Below are 14,691 nucleotides of genomic sequence, written 5' to 3' on the forward strand. Positions count from 1 at the left end.
AAATAACTGCTACTTAAAAACACGAGGATTTCGAAAGACCCGTCATTATAATAAGGAAAGAACTACATATACTTACCTTTACATTAATTTTTAACAATAAAAAAATCCTTTTCTCACGTTACTATACATGAGGAAAGGAATAATGACTTCGTTACCTTTCACTCTTATCGTTCAAGGGATTTTCCCTTGCATCAGGTTGGCACCAACGCATGTTGTGAAATAATACATGCAGGTTGCCGGGTTTCACAGGGCCTGACCCTCCACCAGCTCGGGATAAGAGTATCCGTTCAATTTTCATGTTACTGAAAAGGTCAATCGTTGTCAAATATTTTCTTATGTATTACTGTATAGAAAGGAAGAACAAAATTATCACCATAAAATTTTCATACTTGGGTGATGATGTAAATAGAAGAAATTTAATCCCTACAACATACCTAGCTTCTTGTGGTAACATATGTGTGGCTCAAATTTTAGACAATTTACTGTAGCATTGAATGTTTTCTACTCGAAAAACATTATTTTTTGTCAGTTTATTGAAAAGTAATAAAAACTCTAAAATAATTTCTTAATTAGTATAGATTATTTAACCCATTGTGTTATACTATTTTTGAAATTAAGAAAAAATCCCTCTAAACCAAGGGAATACTATAAAAAAGGATGGTATTTAATCGATGAATTCAGTAGAAATTGCAAACGAACTGAAGGAATTATTAAACGGCGGTAACATTAATGTTCAACTTTCAGTACCACAATTAGCAGAAAAAGCTACTTCTCGTGGTGAGGCAATGTTAACAGTAGATGGCGCAGTTCGTGCAGAAACTGGCAAATACACTGGTCGTTCACCTAAAGATAAATATACAGTAGAAGAAGAAAGCACAAAAGATCAAATTGACTGGGGTAAAGTCAATCAACCAATTTCCTCTGAAGTGTTCGATAATCTGTATGTAAAAGTAATAAAATATTTAAAAGAACGTGATGAATTATTCGTATTCAAAGGTTTTGCTGGTGCTGACAAAGATTCACAATTAAGCATCCAAGTGATTAATGAATACGCTTGGCACAACCTTTTCGCTCATCAATTATTTATCCGTCCGACTAAAGAAGAATTAGCTTCGCATGTTGCAGACTTCACTGTCATCTCAGCTCCTAACTTTAAAGCAGATCCTGCGGTTGACGGTACTGCTTCTGAAACATTCATCATTGTATCACTTGAAAAGAAAATTATCTTAATTGGTGGTACTGAATATGCTGGTGAAATGAAAAAATCTATTTTCGGAATTATGAACTACTTATTACCACAACAAGGAATCCTTTCTATGCACTGTTCAGCAAACGTTGGTGAAGCTGGCGATGTAGCATTATTCTTCGGTTTATCTGGTACTGGTAAAACGACATTATCCGCTGATCCAGACCGTAAGCTAATCGGTGACGATGAACATGGTTGGTCTGATAATGGAGTATTCAACATTGAGGGGGGTTGCTATGCAAAAACGATCAACCTTTCTGCTGAGAAAGAACCAGAAATCTACAATGCAATCCGCTTCGGTTCTGTTTTAGAAAACGTAGCTGTTGATCCAGAAACTCGTATTTGTGACTATGATGATGGCTCATTAACAGAAAATACACGTGTAGCTTATCCAATCCAATACATCGAAAATATTGTTGATCCATCTGTAGCAGGTCATCCAAAAACAATCATCTTCCTAACAGCTGATGCGTTTGGCGTATTACCTCCTATCAGCAAATTAACAAAAGAGCAAGCTATGTATCACTTCTTAAGTGGTTTCACTTCAAAACTTGCTGGAACTGAACGTGGTGTAACAGAGCCAGAACCAGTATTCTCTACTTGCTTCGGTTCTCCATTCCTTCCACTTCCTGCAACAGTGTATGCAGAAATGTTAGGTCAAAAAATTGATGAACATGGCGCACAAGTATACCTAGTGAACACTGGTTGGACTGGTGGCGAATATGGTACTGGTAGCCGTATGAAGCTTTCTTATACACGTACAATGGTACGTGCAGCTATCGATGGTAAATTAACAAATGTTGAAACGACACAAGATGCTGTCTTTGGCTTACACATCCCAACAGCAGTTGAAGGTGTACCTTCGCAAGTGTTAAATCCTCGTGAAGCATGGGCAGATAAAGCTGCATACGATGCTAAAGCTGCTGAACTTGCAGGCTTATTCAACGAAAACTTCAAGAAATTTGCAAACGTTTCGGAAGCCATTACTACACTTGGTGGTCCATTAAAATAACAACTAGAACAAGAAAAGGGAACGATATGATTCGTTCTCTTTTTCTTTCCCATACATAAACAGAAGCTAATATAGGAGATACATATGAAAAGAAAATACAAATTACTAGTAGCATTAATTACTATATTATTGGCATTAATTATTGGTGCTGGTTTTTTTGCAGGCAACTACTTTTATAATCTGGCATTAAATCCTGATACTGATAAAACAGCAGTTCTAGATGCCCCCCACAATCTAATCGATAGCAATTCAGATGAAGCTCGAGAGAAAGAGGCACGTGAGCAGTGGTTTAACAAGCATTCTGAGGAGAAGTCAATTCCATCCTTTGATTCCCTTAAGCTACATGCATACTCTATCCAAAACAGCCATCCCACAGACAAATGGGCAATTATCTTTCATGGCTATTCAAGTGATGGTACACAAATGACTAAGTATGCTAAACAATTTTATGATATGGGCTATCATGTACTCATTCCCGATGCAAGAGGACATGGTCAAAGTGAAGGTGATTATATCGGCATGGGGTGGCATGATCGTTTTGATGTAATTTCATGGATTGACGACATTGTAAATATGAATGAAGATGCTGAAATCGTTCTATTTGGGGTTTCGATGGGAGGAGCCACTGTCATGATGGCTTCAGGCGAGGATTTGCCCTCAAATGTAAAGGCAATTATTGAGGATTGCGGGTATTCTTCCGTATGGGATGAATTTTCCTATCAGTTACAAGCCATCTTTCACTTACCTTCTTTCCCAATTATGCAATTCTCTTCGGTCGTAACTAAACTAAAAGCAGGCTATACACTAGCAGAAGCTAGTGCTGTTGATCAAGTGGCAAAATCGAAAACCCCTATGCTGTTTATTCATGGAGACAACGATACTTTTGTTCCTTCGACCATGTTGGATGACGTATATGAAGCAGCAAATGTACCGAAACAAAAGTTAATGGTCGAAGGGGCTGGTCACGGTGGTGCGGAAAGCTTAGCAGGCGAGCTCTATTGGGAAACGATTCAACAATTCTTGGAAACTTATACAAAATAATTAAACGCCCCTTCCTTTAGAATACTATTCATCTCCAGATGATAGCTATGTAAAGGAAGGGGCATTAATTTTTTCATTTTCTAATGTTGCTTCATCCATTCACAAAGAGCACGAACGGTTTCACGATTTTTAGCTGGTGGGTATTGATGTGCATAATGAAGGTCATACCATGTTTCGTATGTTTTATGAGCATCCTCTAAAAAAAATGCCAGCTGTCTAGCATGCTCTATATCCACATTCTCATCCTGATAGCCATGAATAATTAACACTGGGGCTGTTATATGCTCAACTTCGAATAAAGGTGTACGAGCATCATAGGCTTCCGGTACACGGTTGGGTGTTCCTCCGATAACGCGCTTCATCATCCGTCGCATATCTGTACGTTCCCAGTAAGTGGCCGTTGCATCAGAGACTCCAGCCCATGTCACAACGGAAGTAATATCCCTTCGTAAAATAGCTGTCCATAGAGCCATGATACCTCCACGCGAAAAGCCAAAAACATGTATATTGTCGTTGCAAAATTGCTTCAGTACATCGACAGCATAAACAGCATCATAACGGTCTGCCCCTGCAAACTCATCCTTGCCTTCGCCACCTCTATTCCCACGATAATAAGGTGCAAAGACGATAAAACCTTGAGCGGCAAATTGGGCAATACGCGAGGGCCTTACCATGCCAATGCTTTGCATACCCCCTCTTAAATATAAAAAGCCATCATATGTACCTTCAGTCTTCGGCTCTGCTAAAAGTCCTTTTATTCGCAAGCCCTGTGATATATAAGTGATTTCTGTTAACCGTATTGCTGGATTGGGTGAAGGATATGCACGCTTTTCAACGATATCACCATTATTTGTCACGTCTTTTCAGCTCCTCCAGCATTTTCTCCATTCCCTCATCCTTCATATGAAAGCTTAAGTTTGGATGATGGGCAAATTCCTCATCAGTTAACCACAGCATACCGGATGTTTCTAAATCAAATTCAATGTCCTCCTGCCCAGCAAATTGTGCTGTAAAAACCGTTTTACAAAATAAGCTGTCGTCATGAACCGCATATTCTGCAAACCATTGAAGATTTTTCACACGGACACCCGTTTCTTCATACACTTCCCTTATGGCTGCATCCTCTAGCGTTTCACCTTTCTCCAGTTTGCCCCCTGGCACCTCGACACCACGTCTTTTATGAATAGTACATAGCCACTTATTTTGGTGCTTTAAAAAAACAAGGACGTGTTTGGGTTCTACGTCAAACTCACCTCTCGTAAAACTCAAATCTACGCGCAGGCCATGTAAATCTGTAAATGTTAACATATCTTCAACCTCACGTTCTTTCATGCTGAATAACAGAAGTTATTTTTTCATTGCCTACACTTATAGGCGTATTGAATTTATCATTTCTGCTTTGCTAGCCATGCATTTCCACTAGGTGCAAATCATTCAATTTCCTCTAGCTTATCTAATTTAACTATAGTGTAATCATACAGAAACAAGCAACTCTAAATATAGGTCAAGCAAGCAAAAAAGCGTGCTTCTTATGAAGTCACGCTTTTCATTACATTACTCGTTCACCATCGAAATAAACAATCGGATTTTTTACTACACAATCAATATGGACATCCGCTGCATTTGCTCCACCAAATGGCGTATTGCTACCAAATGCGATATGGATTGTCCCATAGACTTTTTCATCTTCCAGTACATTTCCACATAAAATGGCACTTTTATTAGCTCCAATGCCGAACTCTGCAATGATTCGACCATTCCCTTCCCCAAGTAACTCCAGCAATCGAGGACCATCCGGACCAATAGCTTCTATTAATCGTCCGTTTGAAATTTTCAATAATAATGGTTCCTTTAAGACACCAATATTAGCAATCGAACCATCCACTAAAATTTCCCCATTTGCAGATGTTTCTATCGGCGCAATATAGGATTCACCCGAGGGTATATTACCATGCTCTCCTGCTTGGCGAATAACGCCAGTTGAACGAATGCCTAAACGGTTTGCAATACTAAATATTAGCTCATGACCATCTTTGACAATTCGAGTTTCTGCCGCCATATCGAGCAGCTGGACATACTTTTCTACCATTTCCTCAATCTCTTGCGCATCCGCATGAAGCGCACCTTGTTCAAGCATTTCCCATGAAATACCGGGCATTGTCGCTACACGTCCACCTTTTTCACAGGCATTTTTGCATGCTACTGTATGTGTTAAGGAGTGAGCGGTCAAACAAAGTGAGACATCAGCATTTGCCATAAGCGATGAAACTGCTTGAATAGGCTCCTGCCCTGATTTTTCTAATAACGGCATAACCATAAACATTGTATTAGCTGTTATTGTTAGCCCAGCCTTATAAAAGATGGTTGCTAAGTCTTGCTTTTGAACATCTGTCAAAATTAAAAGCGTTTCTGACGATTGAACATTTAAATGATCTTTTAATACCTTCAGTGCAATATCATGTAAATGCTGCATAATAGTACTCCTTAATTAAAATTTAAATGATATCTACGAATGATTCCTTCTATTTCATTTCTAGCCTCTGTTAAAGGCCCTAAAAATTCTGGTACCCGTTGTTCTGTAAATCGGTAGATGGGACCAGAAACAGTAATAGAAGCTACGACCTTTTTGTCACTATTAAAAATAGGCATAGCAAGTGCCAATACATCGACGGAATATTCACTGTTACTTATCGCATAGCCACAACTACGAATTTTTTCAAGCTCTAATCGTATGTCATTTGCATTCGTCATCGTATTCGTTGTATAGGCAGTTAGTGGTTCATCAATAACCTTAGAAATTTGCTCTTCACTTAGGAAAGCAAGCATCGAACGGTAGGAAGCACCTACATAAAGCGGAGATCTACTTCCTCTTGAAACAGTAAATTTCACCTTATTCACAGGCTCTGCTTTTAATAAAGTTAAAGCTTCCAACCCATTCAAAACTGTAAATATAGCGGTTTCACCAGTAACATCCTTTAAGTTATCAAGAATAGGCATACATAGCTGATCTATGTTTAATGAATCATACATATTCATACCAATTTCCCATAATGCAATACCCAAGGAGTACTTTTTGGTTACAGGATCTTTTGTAATAAACCCATTATTCTCAAATGTTTCAAGAATGCGATATAAATTTGTATGATTCATATTCATCGCCATCGCTAACTCTCGACCACCCCACACCGGCTTTTCCTTTGTAAACATTTTTAAAACCTCAATTGATAAATTTAACGTCTTTAGCATATCTCTCATCCTTTTGATCTATTTATCTGTACAACCGGCTGTAAATCTCTCTCTTAAGGGGGAATTAATTGAAAGATTTAACAGCCATAAGCACCTGACATCACTTTAGCAAAAGTAAGAGAGTAGCTAATCTCTTACTTTTGATAGAGGAAATCAATAGCAGCAGTAATATATACTTTTGCACAGCGTACGATATCCTCAACACGCACTTTTTCATTATACCCGTGAATACTTGGTAAATAGGCTGGCCCATATTGTAAAACCGGAATATCATACTGTCTGAAATGTCGAGCATCACTGCTTGCCCATTGCATGACACCATAAGCTTCTAACCCTGTTACAAATGAAATATTTTCCACAATCGATTGGCAAACAGGATTTTCAGCTGGGGTATAATTGGCTACACTTTTGAAACCAAAACGTCTGATCGAATACTCAATGTCTAAGGCATCTAATTTATTCTTCAAGATTTCTGTTACTTCTTCTTGTGTAATACCGAATGGTAAGCGACAATCGACCTGTACCTTACAATAATCTGGGATAACGTTGGATTTCGTCCCCCCCTCAATTGTACCAATATTTACAGTAATTTTCTCTAGTACTTCTTGATATTTCAGGCGGTCTTTCTCCACTTCACGCATGTATTTTTTCGATACTTCTATTAGTGACTGTACTTCCTCAGGAATGACAATATTCATGTCCCATAGTGTGCGAATTTCTTGAATAGCACGGATTGCATCATTAATTGCATTACGACCTGCTAAAGGGGATAAGCTTCCATGTCCTGGTTCCCCATGCACCTCTAATTCAAACCAGAAGGACCCTTTTTGCCCTATTGTCGGATTTAATGGAGATGAAGGCTCTGCAATTAAACATCCATCGCCTTTTATTAAACCACGCTCCAACAACCAAGGAACACCATATTCTCCACCAGTTTCTTCATCAGGTACAATTGCTAATGTTAATTTTCCTGGCAATTCAATATTCAATTTCTTGAGTAATTTTGTTGCAAAAATAATACCTGCTAAACCCGCCTTCATATCGCTTGCACCACGACCAAGCATCCAACCATCCTTCACTTCTCCAGAGAAAGGATTAAAATCCCATTTAGATAAATCTCCAACAGGCACGACATCTGTATGCCCACAATAAATTAGTTCTTTGCCTTCATCCTTTCCAATAGAAGCTACTAAGTTAAACATTTTATCAGTAGCTTCATATTTTTGGTAAACAATGCCTACATCATTTAGATAGCGCTCGATAAAGGCTGTTATCTCAGTCGTATCTCCTGGGGGATTAACACTTGGAATTTGAATGAGTTTCGAACAAAAATCAATTAACTCTGCTTGATGATTTTCTACTTCATCTACTAATTTCATTTTTAGAGCATGTAAGTCATTCATGTGCTTGCACCTCATTTCCTTTAGTTTGTAAATGCTTCATGCTACCGTATAAATTCTTCATATGTGTAAACTGCTTTTCATCAAAGAACGAACATTTATGAGCACCATACGTTTTCGCTACTTCTAAGACAAATCGAACAACACTCTCTACGTCTGTAACATGTGTTGCACCTGTTGCACAGCCTGCCACAATAGATTCAGTTGTAATCGCTACACCTACAACGGGACTTGATGTTGCCACAGCGGGTTGTAAAATACTATTGATATGGAATAGGCCATTCCCATATGGGGTAATGTCTTGCATTGTCAATGGCAGTACAACAGGTGCAATACCGGCTGATTGCGTGTAGATTTGCAGCAAATCATCACTAATTTTTAATATGTAACCTTCTTTAACCGTCGGTGTAATGGCAAATCCTTTATGGTTACATACTTGATTACCTTTTGTTGTATCAATCGAAAGAATAGCATCCATTGATTCTTCCACTTCATTCTCGTTCATGACGCTAATATCGACGGGAGAATTCATAAATGGCACTGGCTCATGTGGTAAAGTGGGTGCAGTTGGACAAATATGAGTGGAGAAAATTACATCTCCCTCTAACTGGTCACCCTTTAATGCCATATCAATTGCTTTTGCTGCGCCGGCCATACAGGCTAGTGCACCATCTCCATCCGATACAAAGCCCGTCATTTCAGGGCGTGCCCCAATACCTCCTAAGCGACCGATGATACCTAATGTAGGTGCATGGCCACCTGAGGATTTTCCACTTTTTCCTTGCACTAGAACGCGGACAAAATCGGTTGATCCACTTTCACCTTTAATGGTTTTTACTACTACATCTGCTGTTGGATTAATAGTGTGTAAATATTCTTTAATCACCTCACCATTTACATACATACTATCCATTACCTCGTATAACTCCATAACATACTTCAATGACATAATTAGTCCGCTCCTTTTTCTATCTAAAAATTTTATTCATTACGATTCGTAAGCTACTCATCTATATTGTAGATTCTTCTTGCTGAATAGCTTTCCATAAATGGCATGATACTTGATGGGTTACTGACACCGTATCGAGTATGGGTTGCTCTTTTGCACATTTGTCTGTGGCAAAACGACAACGTTTATGGAAAGCACAGCCACTCGGAGGATTCACAGGACTAGGAACATCCCCTGTTAAAATAATTCTTTCCTTTGTATCAAAAGGATTTTCCTTAGGAATGGCCGATAACAAAGCCTGTGTATATGGGTGTTGAGGATTATCATAAATTTCCTTATATGTGCCCATTTCAACAATTTTGCCTAAATACATCACAGCAATGCGATCACACATATAATTTACAACATTGAGATCATGTGAAATAAAAATATAGGTTAAACCAAAATCCTTCTGTAAATCTTTTAATAGATTGATTACCTGTGCCTGTACAGATACATCTAAGGCGGATACAGGTTCATCACACACAACAATATCTGGTTGGAGAGCAAGCGCCCGTGCAATATTGATGCGCTGTCTTTGTCCACCTGAAAACTCATGGGGATAGCGCTTTGCATGATAAGCACTCAATCCTACTGTTTCAAGTAGTTCCATGACACGCTTTTTACGTGATGATTCATCGCCTATACCATGTATCACTAATGGTTCAGCAATTAAATATTCAATCGTTTTACGAGGATCTAATGATGCATAGGGATTTTGGAAAACCATTTGTATAGATTTTCGTGCAGAGCGGATATCCTTCGTATTTAAGCTTGCTAAATCGGTTCCCTTAAACTCAACAATGCCCTCGGTTGGTGATATTAACTGGTTGATTAAACGAGCAACCGTCGATTTCCCACAGCCTGATTCACCCACAATCCCAAGTGTTTCTCCTTTAAATAATTCAAAGCTTACCCCATCTACTGCTTTCACAAATTGGGTGGACTTTTTAAAAGGAATTGAGCTTTTAATAGGAAAATGCTTTTTTAAATTATTTACCTTTAAGATCAATTCATTGGGCTGTTGCATGAAAAACCCCCACCTTCCTTGCGACAATTTGACCTTTTGATTGCAAATGGCAGGCTACAAAATGATTGTCCTGGACTTCCACTAAATCGGGTATTGTACTACGGCATATATCCGTTGCTAATGGGCAGCGAGCTGCAAAATGACAACCACTATGCGGCATTGTTAAATCGGGTGGACTTCCTGGGATGGCCGGCAACCTTTGCTGTCCATGTGTCCCCATCGTAATCTGCGACTCTAATAATCCCCAAGTATAGGGGTGTAAAGGCTTTTCATAGAGCTGTCTTGTCGTAGTTGACTCCACAGTACGACCTGCATACATGACATTCACTTTGTCACAAAGCTCCCAAACTACACCTAAATCATGCGTAATCATAATAATGGCCGTATCATGTTCTAGCTGTAATTTTTTCATCAAATCAAGAATTTGAGCCTGCACAGTTACATCCAATGCTGTAGTTGGTTCATCAGCAATAAGTAACTGTGGATTACAAGCAAGCGCAATAGCAATCATGACACGTTGACGCATCCCACCTGAAAATTCATGAGGGTACATTTTCAAACGCTTTTCTGGCTCTGGAATACCAACCATTTTCAGCATATCAACAGCTTTTATTGCTGCATCCTTCTTGGATAAGCGTTCATGAGCTTGGATTACTTCTAAAATTTGATTGCCCACTGTTAAAACGGGATTCAAACTGGTAATAGGGTCTTGAAAAATCATCGACATTTCATTGCCTCGGACATTTCGCATTTCCTTTTCTGAAACCCCCATTAAATCGCGTCCATTAAAATGGATGGCTCCGTTCGTTATTTTTCCTGGCGGAGAGGGAATCAAACGCATGAGAGCAGTGGCAGTAACACTTTTCCCTGATCCAGACTCGCCAACTATTCCTAGTGTTTCCTTCTTATTCAATTGTAAATTAACTCCATTAACAGCTTTCATTGTAGAGCCGCCACTTTTAAATTCTACTGTCAAGTTTTCTACATCTAGTAAACGTTCAGTCATGACGCCACCCCCTTTCATTAAACTTTCATTTTCGGATCTAATGCATCACGTAATCCATCCCCTAAAAGGTTTATTCCAAGGACTGTTAATAAAATACAGATACCTGAGAATGTCGCCATTTGAGGATTTAATACTAAAAAGTCTTTACCATCCTTTAAAATGCTCCCCCATGAAGCTGTTGGAGGTTGTACCCCTAACCCTAAAAAGCTAAGCGCAGCCTCCGAAATAATAGCTCCTGCTGTACTCATCGTTCCATAGACAATCAATGGAGCTAAACAGTTGGGTAGTATATGACTAAAAATAATTCGTGAATGTGTAGCCCCTAAGGAATGCGTCACCTCAATAAACTCTTCTTCTTTAACACTTAAAACCTGACCACGAACAAGCCTAGCAAACCCTGGGATATTGGCTATACCAATGGCGACAATAACATTGACAAGCCCTTGTCCTAATACCGTCATAAGTGTAATAGCTAATAAAATGAATGGAAAGGCGAAAAGGCCATCCATCGTACGCATAATAATAGAGTCACTACGACCCCCAAAATATCCCGCCACAAGACCAAGTAATGTACCAAACACAGCACCAAATAACACTGCTGCAATCCCAACAATCATAGATATTCGAGTTCCATAAACTAAACGACTAAACAAATCTCGACCATAGTTATCAGTTCCAAGCCAATGTCCTTCGGTATTCATGGGTAGAAATGATTTACCAACAGTCATTTCATTTGGTGGGTGGGTTGCAATTAACGGAGCGAAGATAGCAACAATGGCCATCAAGGATACAATCACTAACCCAATTGTTGCTAATTTATTTTTAAGCAACTTTCGCAACAATGTATTTCTTTTTCTAGTTTCATTGACAACTGCTTGAGTCATTGTTATTTCTTCCCTCCATTCGATTCAAGATTGACCTTTGGATTCACAACCTTATACAGCACATCAACAATCAAATTAATTAGTACAAAAATAAAGGCAATGAAAATAACTGTACCTTGTACAACGACAAAGTCACGTTTATCTATTGCATCTACAATCAGTCGACCCATCCCAGGCCAGCTAAAAATTGTTTCTGTTAAAACGGCACCACCTAGTAAATTAGAAATTTGCATACCTAGTACTGTTAAGATTGGCGTTAAAGCATTTTTAAAGGCATGCTTACCAATAACCAAATATTCTTTAATACCTTTAGAACGTGCTGTTTTAATATAATCTTGTGAAATAACCTCTAACATACTCGAACGTGTAATACGCGCGAATGTGGCCATCGGAATTGTTGCTAAAGCAAAGGCAGGCAAAATTAAATGCTTCAAATAAGGCCAGAAACCTTCACTCATATTCCCCATCCCAGTCGCAGGGAACCAGCCAAGATTGACACTAAAGAATAAAACAAGCATGATCCCCAACCAAAAAATTGGCATGGATACTCCTACTAGTGACACAAGCATGACAACATAATCAATTATTGTATTTTGTTTTCTAGCTGCCAATATACCTGCTGGGATTCCTATTACAACAGCTATTAATAAGGCTGCTAGTGCCAGTACAACTGTATTTGGGAATCTTTCGATAATAAGCCCCAAAACAGACTCGCTATAAGAATAGGAATAGCCCAAATTCAGCCGAGCTAAATCACCTACATATGATATAAATTGTGAAGGCATTGACTTATTCAACCCCAGCTCTTCCCTTAAATTCTCTACATCTTCCACACTAGCCTGGGGACCAAGCATGACAGAAGCTGGGTCACCTGGAATCATTCGCGTAATAATAAATACGATGATACCAACTACTAACAGTGTGGGAATAAGGTTTACTAACCTTCTTAAAATAAATGAACCCATCCTACAAAGACCTCCTTTTCATTATTAGAATCAGTGGTTCATATTGTGAATAACTAAATACTACACCTAGCGACAATTGTTTGTAAATATATTTTTTCTGAATTTTTTTAATTTTATATTTACTTCCTGTTTACAAATGTGCTACTTTTATTTCGAACCTACTATCTTTTGAATCAACGGTTCATATTGTGAAACAAAATAAAGGAGGCTAGCACGGATGAAGAAAATAAACGTAAAAAAATCTTTCCTACTTTTCTTTTTAACTTTAATGATTGCTGTTTTAGCTGCTTGTGGTGGGAATACAGAAAAAAATAATTCATCAGATGGAAAAGATGGAGAAGTTACTTCTGGAGGCTCATTAAATGTTGGTCTTTCAGCGAATGCCAAAACGTTTGACCCAATCAAATATACTGGGGTTTATGAATCACAGGTTATGCGTCAAATGGGTGATACTTTAGTTGTTTATAACAAAGATCTGTCAGATATCATTCCATCTTTAGCAACGGAATGGAAAGTATCAGATGATATGTTAGTCTATACCTTCAAATTACGTGAAGGTGTAAAATTCCAAAAGGGGCAATACCAAGATGGTCGTGAGATGACAGCTGAAGACGTGAAATATTCATTAGAACGTTCCGCTAAAGAATCAGCTATGAATCGCCTTAGTGGTGTGACAGAGGTTAAGGTACTGTCTAATTATGAAGTAGAGATTCACTTAGCTACTCCTAATGCTGCCCTACTTGCTATGCTAACAGATGCTGGTAATATGATTATTCCAAAAGAAGAGATTGAGGGCTGGGGCGATAAATTTTCTGAGCATTTCGTCGGTACTGGTCCATTCCAGTTAACAGAATGGAAAAAAGACCAAGAAGTAAAACTGGTACGCCATGAAAATTACTGGGGAGACAAGCCACATCTCGACCATTTAACAATGAAATTTATCTCTGATCAAAATATGATGACCAATGCATTACGTTCAGGTGATATTGATATTGCGATGGACGTAAAAGGCCAAAACCGAGAAATTATCAATCAAGATAGTAATCTTGAGCTCTTAACAAATCCTGGATTATCCATTGTTTATCTGGATCTTAACAATAAGGTAGGTCCAACTGCCGATAAACGTGTACGTGAAGCCATTTATATGGCAACAAATGTTGAGGAAATCATTTCTGGTGTTAACCAATGGGGTGGCGGTGATGTCTCTTATTTACCATTACCTCCAGGCTCTTGGGGCTATGATAAATCCTTAGTCGATATGGTACCGAAATATAACCCTGAAGAAGCTAAAAAATTATTAGCAGATGCGGGCTATGCTGATGGCTTTAAAACTGAGATTTACGTATCAGAGGCGCGTGTCCCTTATGCAACGATTTTCCAAAGTCAGTTGAAGAAAAATTTAAATATAGATGTTGAAATTAAAGTACTGGAATGGGGTACTTACAGTGATACAGTTGCAAAAGGAAATGCTCCAATGAATATTGGTGGTTGGACTTGGTATCCAGATCCATATTTCTTCCTCTACCAATTATTCCACACAAATCAAATCGGAGCGTTGGGTAATGGTAAAGGCTACAGCAATCCAGAGGTTGATAAATTATTAGAGCGCGCTGTATCCGAAACAGTCGTACAAGAAGAGCGAGCAAAATTATACCAAGAGGCATTAAAACTTATACTAACGGATGTTCCTCGTATCGAATTAGAAGCAACTCAAACTGTTGCAGGCGTAAATAAAAATGTACATGGCTTTGAGGTTTCTGCTGATAACTCTGTTCAAATTGTGCATCCAAACGGCACAAACGTATCCATTTCAAAATAACTTAACTAGAAAAGTGGAGATTCTTGTCTCCGCTTTTCTCTTCATAAGGAGAGA

Annotated in this window: 13 protein-coding genes and 1 riboswitch; of the genes, 3 read left to right on the forward strand and 10 right to left on the reverse strand. The window is 38.6% G+C overall.

Translation table 11 applies throughout. The features are described 5' to 3' along the window. Nucleotides 1-161: 161 nt before the first annotated feature. Nucleotides 162-280, reverse strand: a riboswitch (SAM riboswitch). A 391-nt stretch (nucleotides 281-671) separates the two neighbouring features. Beyond that, complete coding sequence (pckA, locus tag AC3CH7_RS13595) at nucleotides 672-2,258, forward strand: phosphoenolpyruvate carboxykinase (ATP) (protein WP_012295740.1); 1,587 nt, start codon at nucleotides 672-674, stop codon at nucleotides 2,256-2,258. 84 nt (nucleotides 2,259-2,342) lie between these two features. Next, nucleotides 2,343-3,299 (forward strand): alpha/beta hydrolase, encoded by a 957-nt coding sequence (locus tag AC3CH7_RS13600; RefSeq protein ID WP_012295741.1) that lies wholly within the window; start codon nucleotides 2,343-2,345, stop codon nucleotides 3,297-3,299. Nucleotides 3,300-3,379: 80 nt separating this feature from the next. Here AC3CH7_RS13600 and AC3CH7_RS13605 read toward each other — a convergent pair whose 3' ends face one another. The 10 genes from AC3CH7_RS13605 to AC3CH7_RS13650 form a co-directional block, all read right to left on the reverse strand. Then, on the reverse strand, nucleotides 3,380-4,156 hold the full coding sequence (locus AC3CH7_RS13605) for an alpha/beta hydrolase family protein (RefSeq protein WP_012295742.1): 777 nt from the start codon (nucleotides 4,154-4,156) through the stop codon (nucleotides 3,380-3,382). Beyond that, a complete protein-coding gene (locus tag AC3CH7_RS13610; protein ID WP_031416444.1) occupies nucleotides 4,146-4,607 on the reverse strand; it encodes an NUDIX domain-containing protein in 462 nt (153 codons plus the stop codon). The genes AC3CH7_RS13605 and AC3CH7_RS13610 overlap by 11 nt, the downstream gene beginning before the upstream one ends. Before the next feature lie 241 nt (nucleotides 4,608-4,848). Continuing rightward, nucleotides 4,849-5,772: an aminopeptidase gene (locus tag AC3CH7_RS13615; protein ID WP_012295744.1), complete on the reverse strand. Its 924-nt coding sequence runs from the start codon at nucleotides 5,770-5,772 to the stop codon at nucleotides 4,849-4,851. Nucleotides 5,773-5,783: 11 nt separating this feature from the next. Beyond that, nucleotides 5,784-6,545: an IclR family transcriptional regulator gene (locus AC3CH7_RS13620; RefSeq protein ID WP_031416445.1), complete on the reverse strand. Its 762-nt coding sequence runs from the start codon at nucleotides 6,543-6,545 to the stop codon at nucleotides 5,784-5,786. A 134-nt stretch (nucleotides 6,546-6,679) separates the two neighbouring features. Further along, nucleotides 6,680-7,948 carry a M20 family metallopeptidase gene (locus AC3CH7_RS13625; protein ID WP_012295746.1) on the reverse strand — a complete coding sequence of 423 codons (1,269 nt, stop codon included), beginning with the start codon at nucleotides 7,946-7,948 and terminating at the stop codon, nucleotides 6,680-6,682. Next, the gene (locus AC3CH7_RS13630; protein WP_036162340.1) at nucleotides 7,941-8,894 is read right to left on the reverse strand and encodes a DUF1177 domain-containing protein; all 954 of its coding nucleotides are present in this window, start codon (nucleotides 8,892-8,894) and stop codon (nucleotides 7,941-7,943) included. The genes AC3CH7_RS13625 and AC3CH7_RS13630 overlap by 8 nt, the downstream gene beginning before the upstream one ends. A gap of 61 nt (nucleotides 8,895-8,955) precedes the next feature. After that, on the reverse strand, nucleotides 8,956-9,963 hold the full coding sequence (locus tag AC3CH7_RS13635) for an ABC transporter ATP-binding protein (RefSeq protein ID WP_031416447.1): 1,008 nt from the start codon (nucleotides 9,961-9,963) through the stop codon (nucleotides 8,956-8,958). Further along, a complete protein-coding gene (locus AC3CH7_RS13640) occupies nucleotides 9,947-10,969 on the reverse strand; it encodes an ABC transporter ATP-binding protein (RefSeq protein WP_031416448.1) in 1,023 nt (340 codons plus the stop codon). Before AC3CH7_RS13640 ends, AC3CH7_RS13635 begins: the two co-directional genes overlap by 17 nt. A 17-nt stretch (nucleotides 10,970-10,986) precedes the next feature. Further along, nucleotides 10,987-11,853 carry an ABC transporter permease gene (locus tag AC3CH7_RS13645; protein WP_036164701.1) on the reverse strand — a complete coding sequence of 289 codons (867 nt, stop codon included), beginning with the start codon at nucleotides 11,851-11,853 and terminating at the stop codon, nucleotides 10,987-10,989. A gap of 2 nt (nucleotides 11,854-11,855) precedes the next feature. Next, nucleotides 11,856-12,818 carry an ABC transporter permease gene (locus tag AC3CH7_RS13650; RefSeq protein WP_012295751.1) on the reverse strand — a complete coding sequence of 321 codons (963 nt, stop codon included), beginning with the start codon at nucleotides 12,816-12,818 and terminating at the stop codon, nucleotides 11,856-11,858. 217 nt (nucleotides 12,819-13,035) lie between these two features. Here AC3CH7_RS13650 and AC3CH7_RS13655 point away from each other — a divergent pair, with 217 nt between their 5' ends. Beyond that, nucleotides 13,036-14,637, forward strand: coding sequence for an ABC transporter substrate-binding protein (locus tag AC3CH7_RS13655; RefSeq protein WP_036164704.1), 1,602 nt, complete (start codon nucleotides 13,036-13,038; stop codon nucleotides 14,635-14,637). The last annotated feature ends 54 nt before the right edge of the window (nucleotides 14,638-14,691 follow it).

Source organism: Lysinibacillus sp. F12, assembly GCF_057773605.1.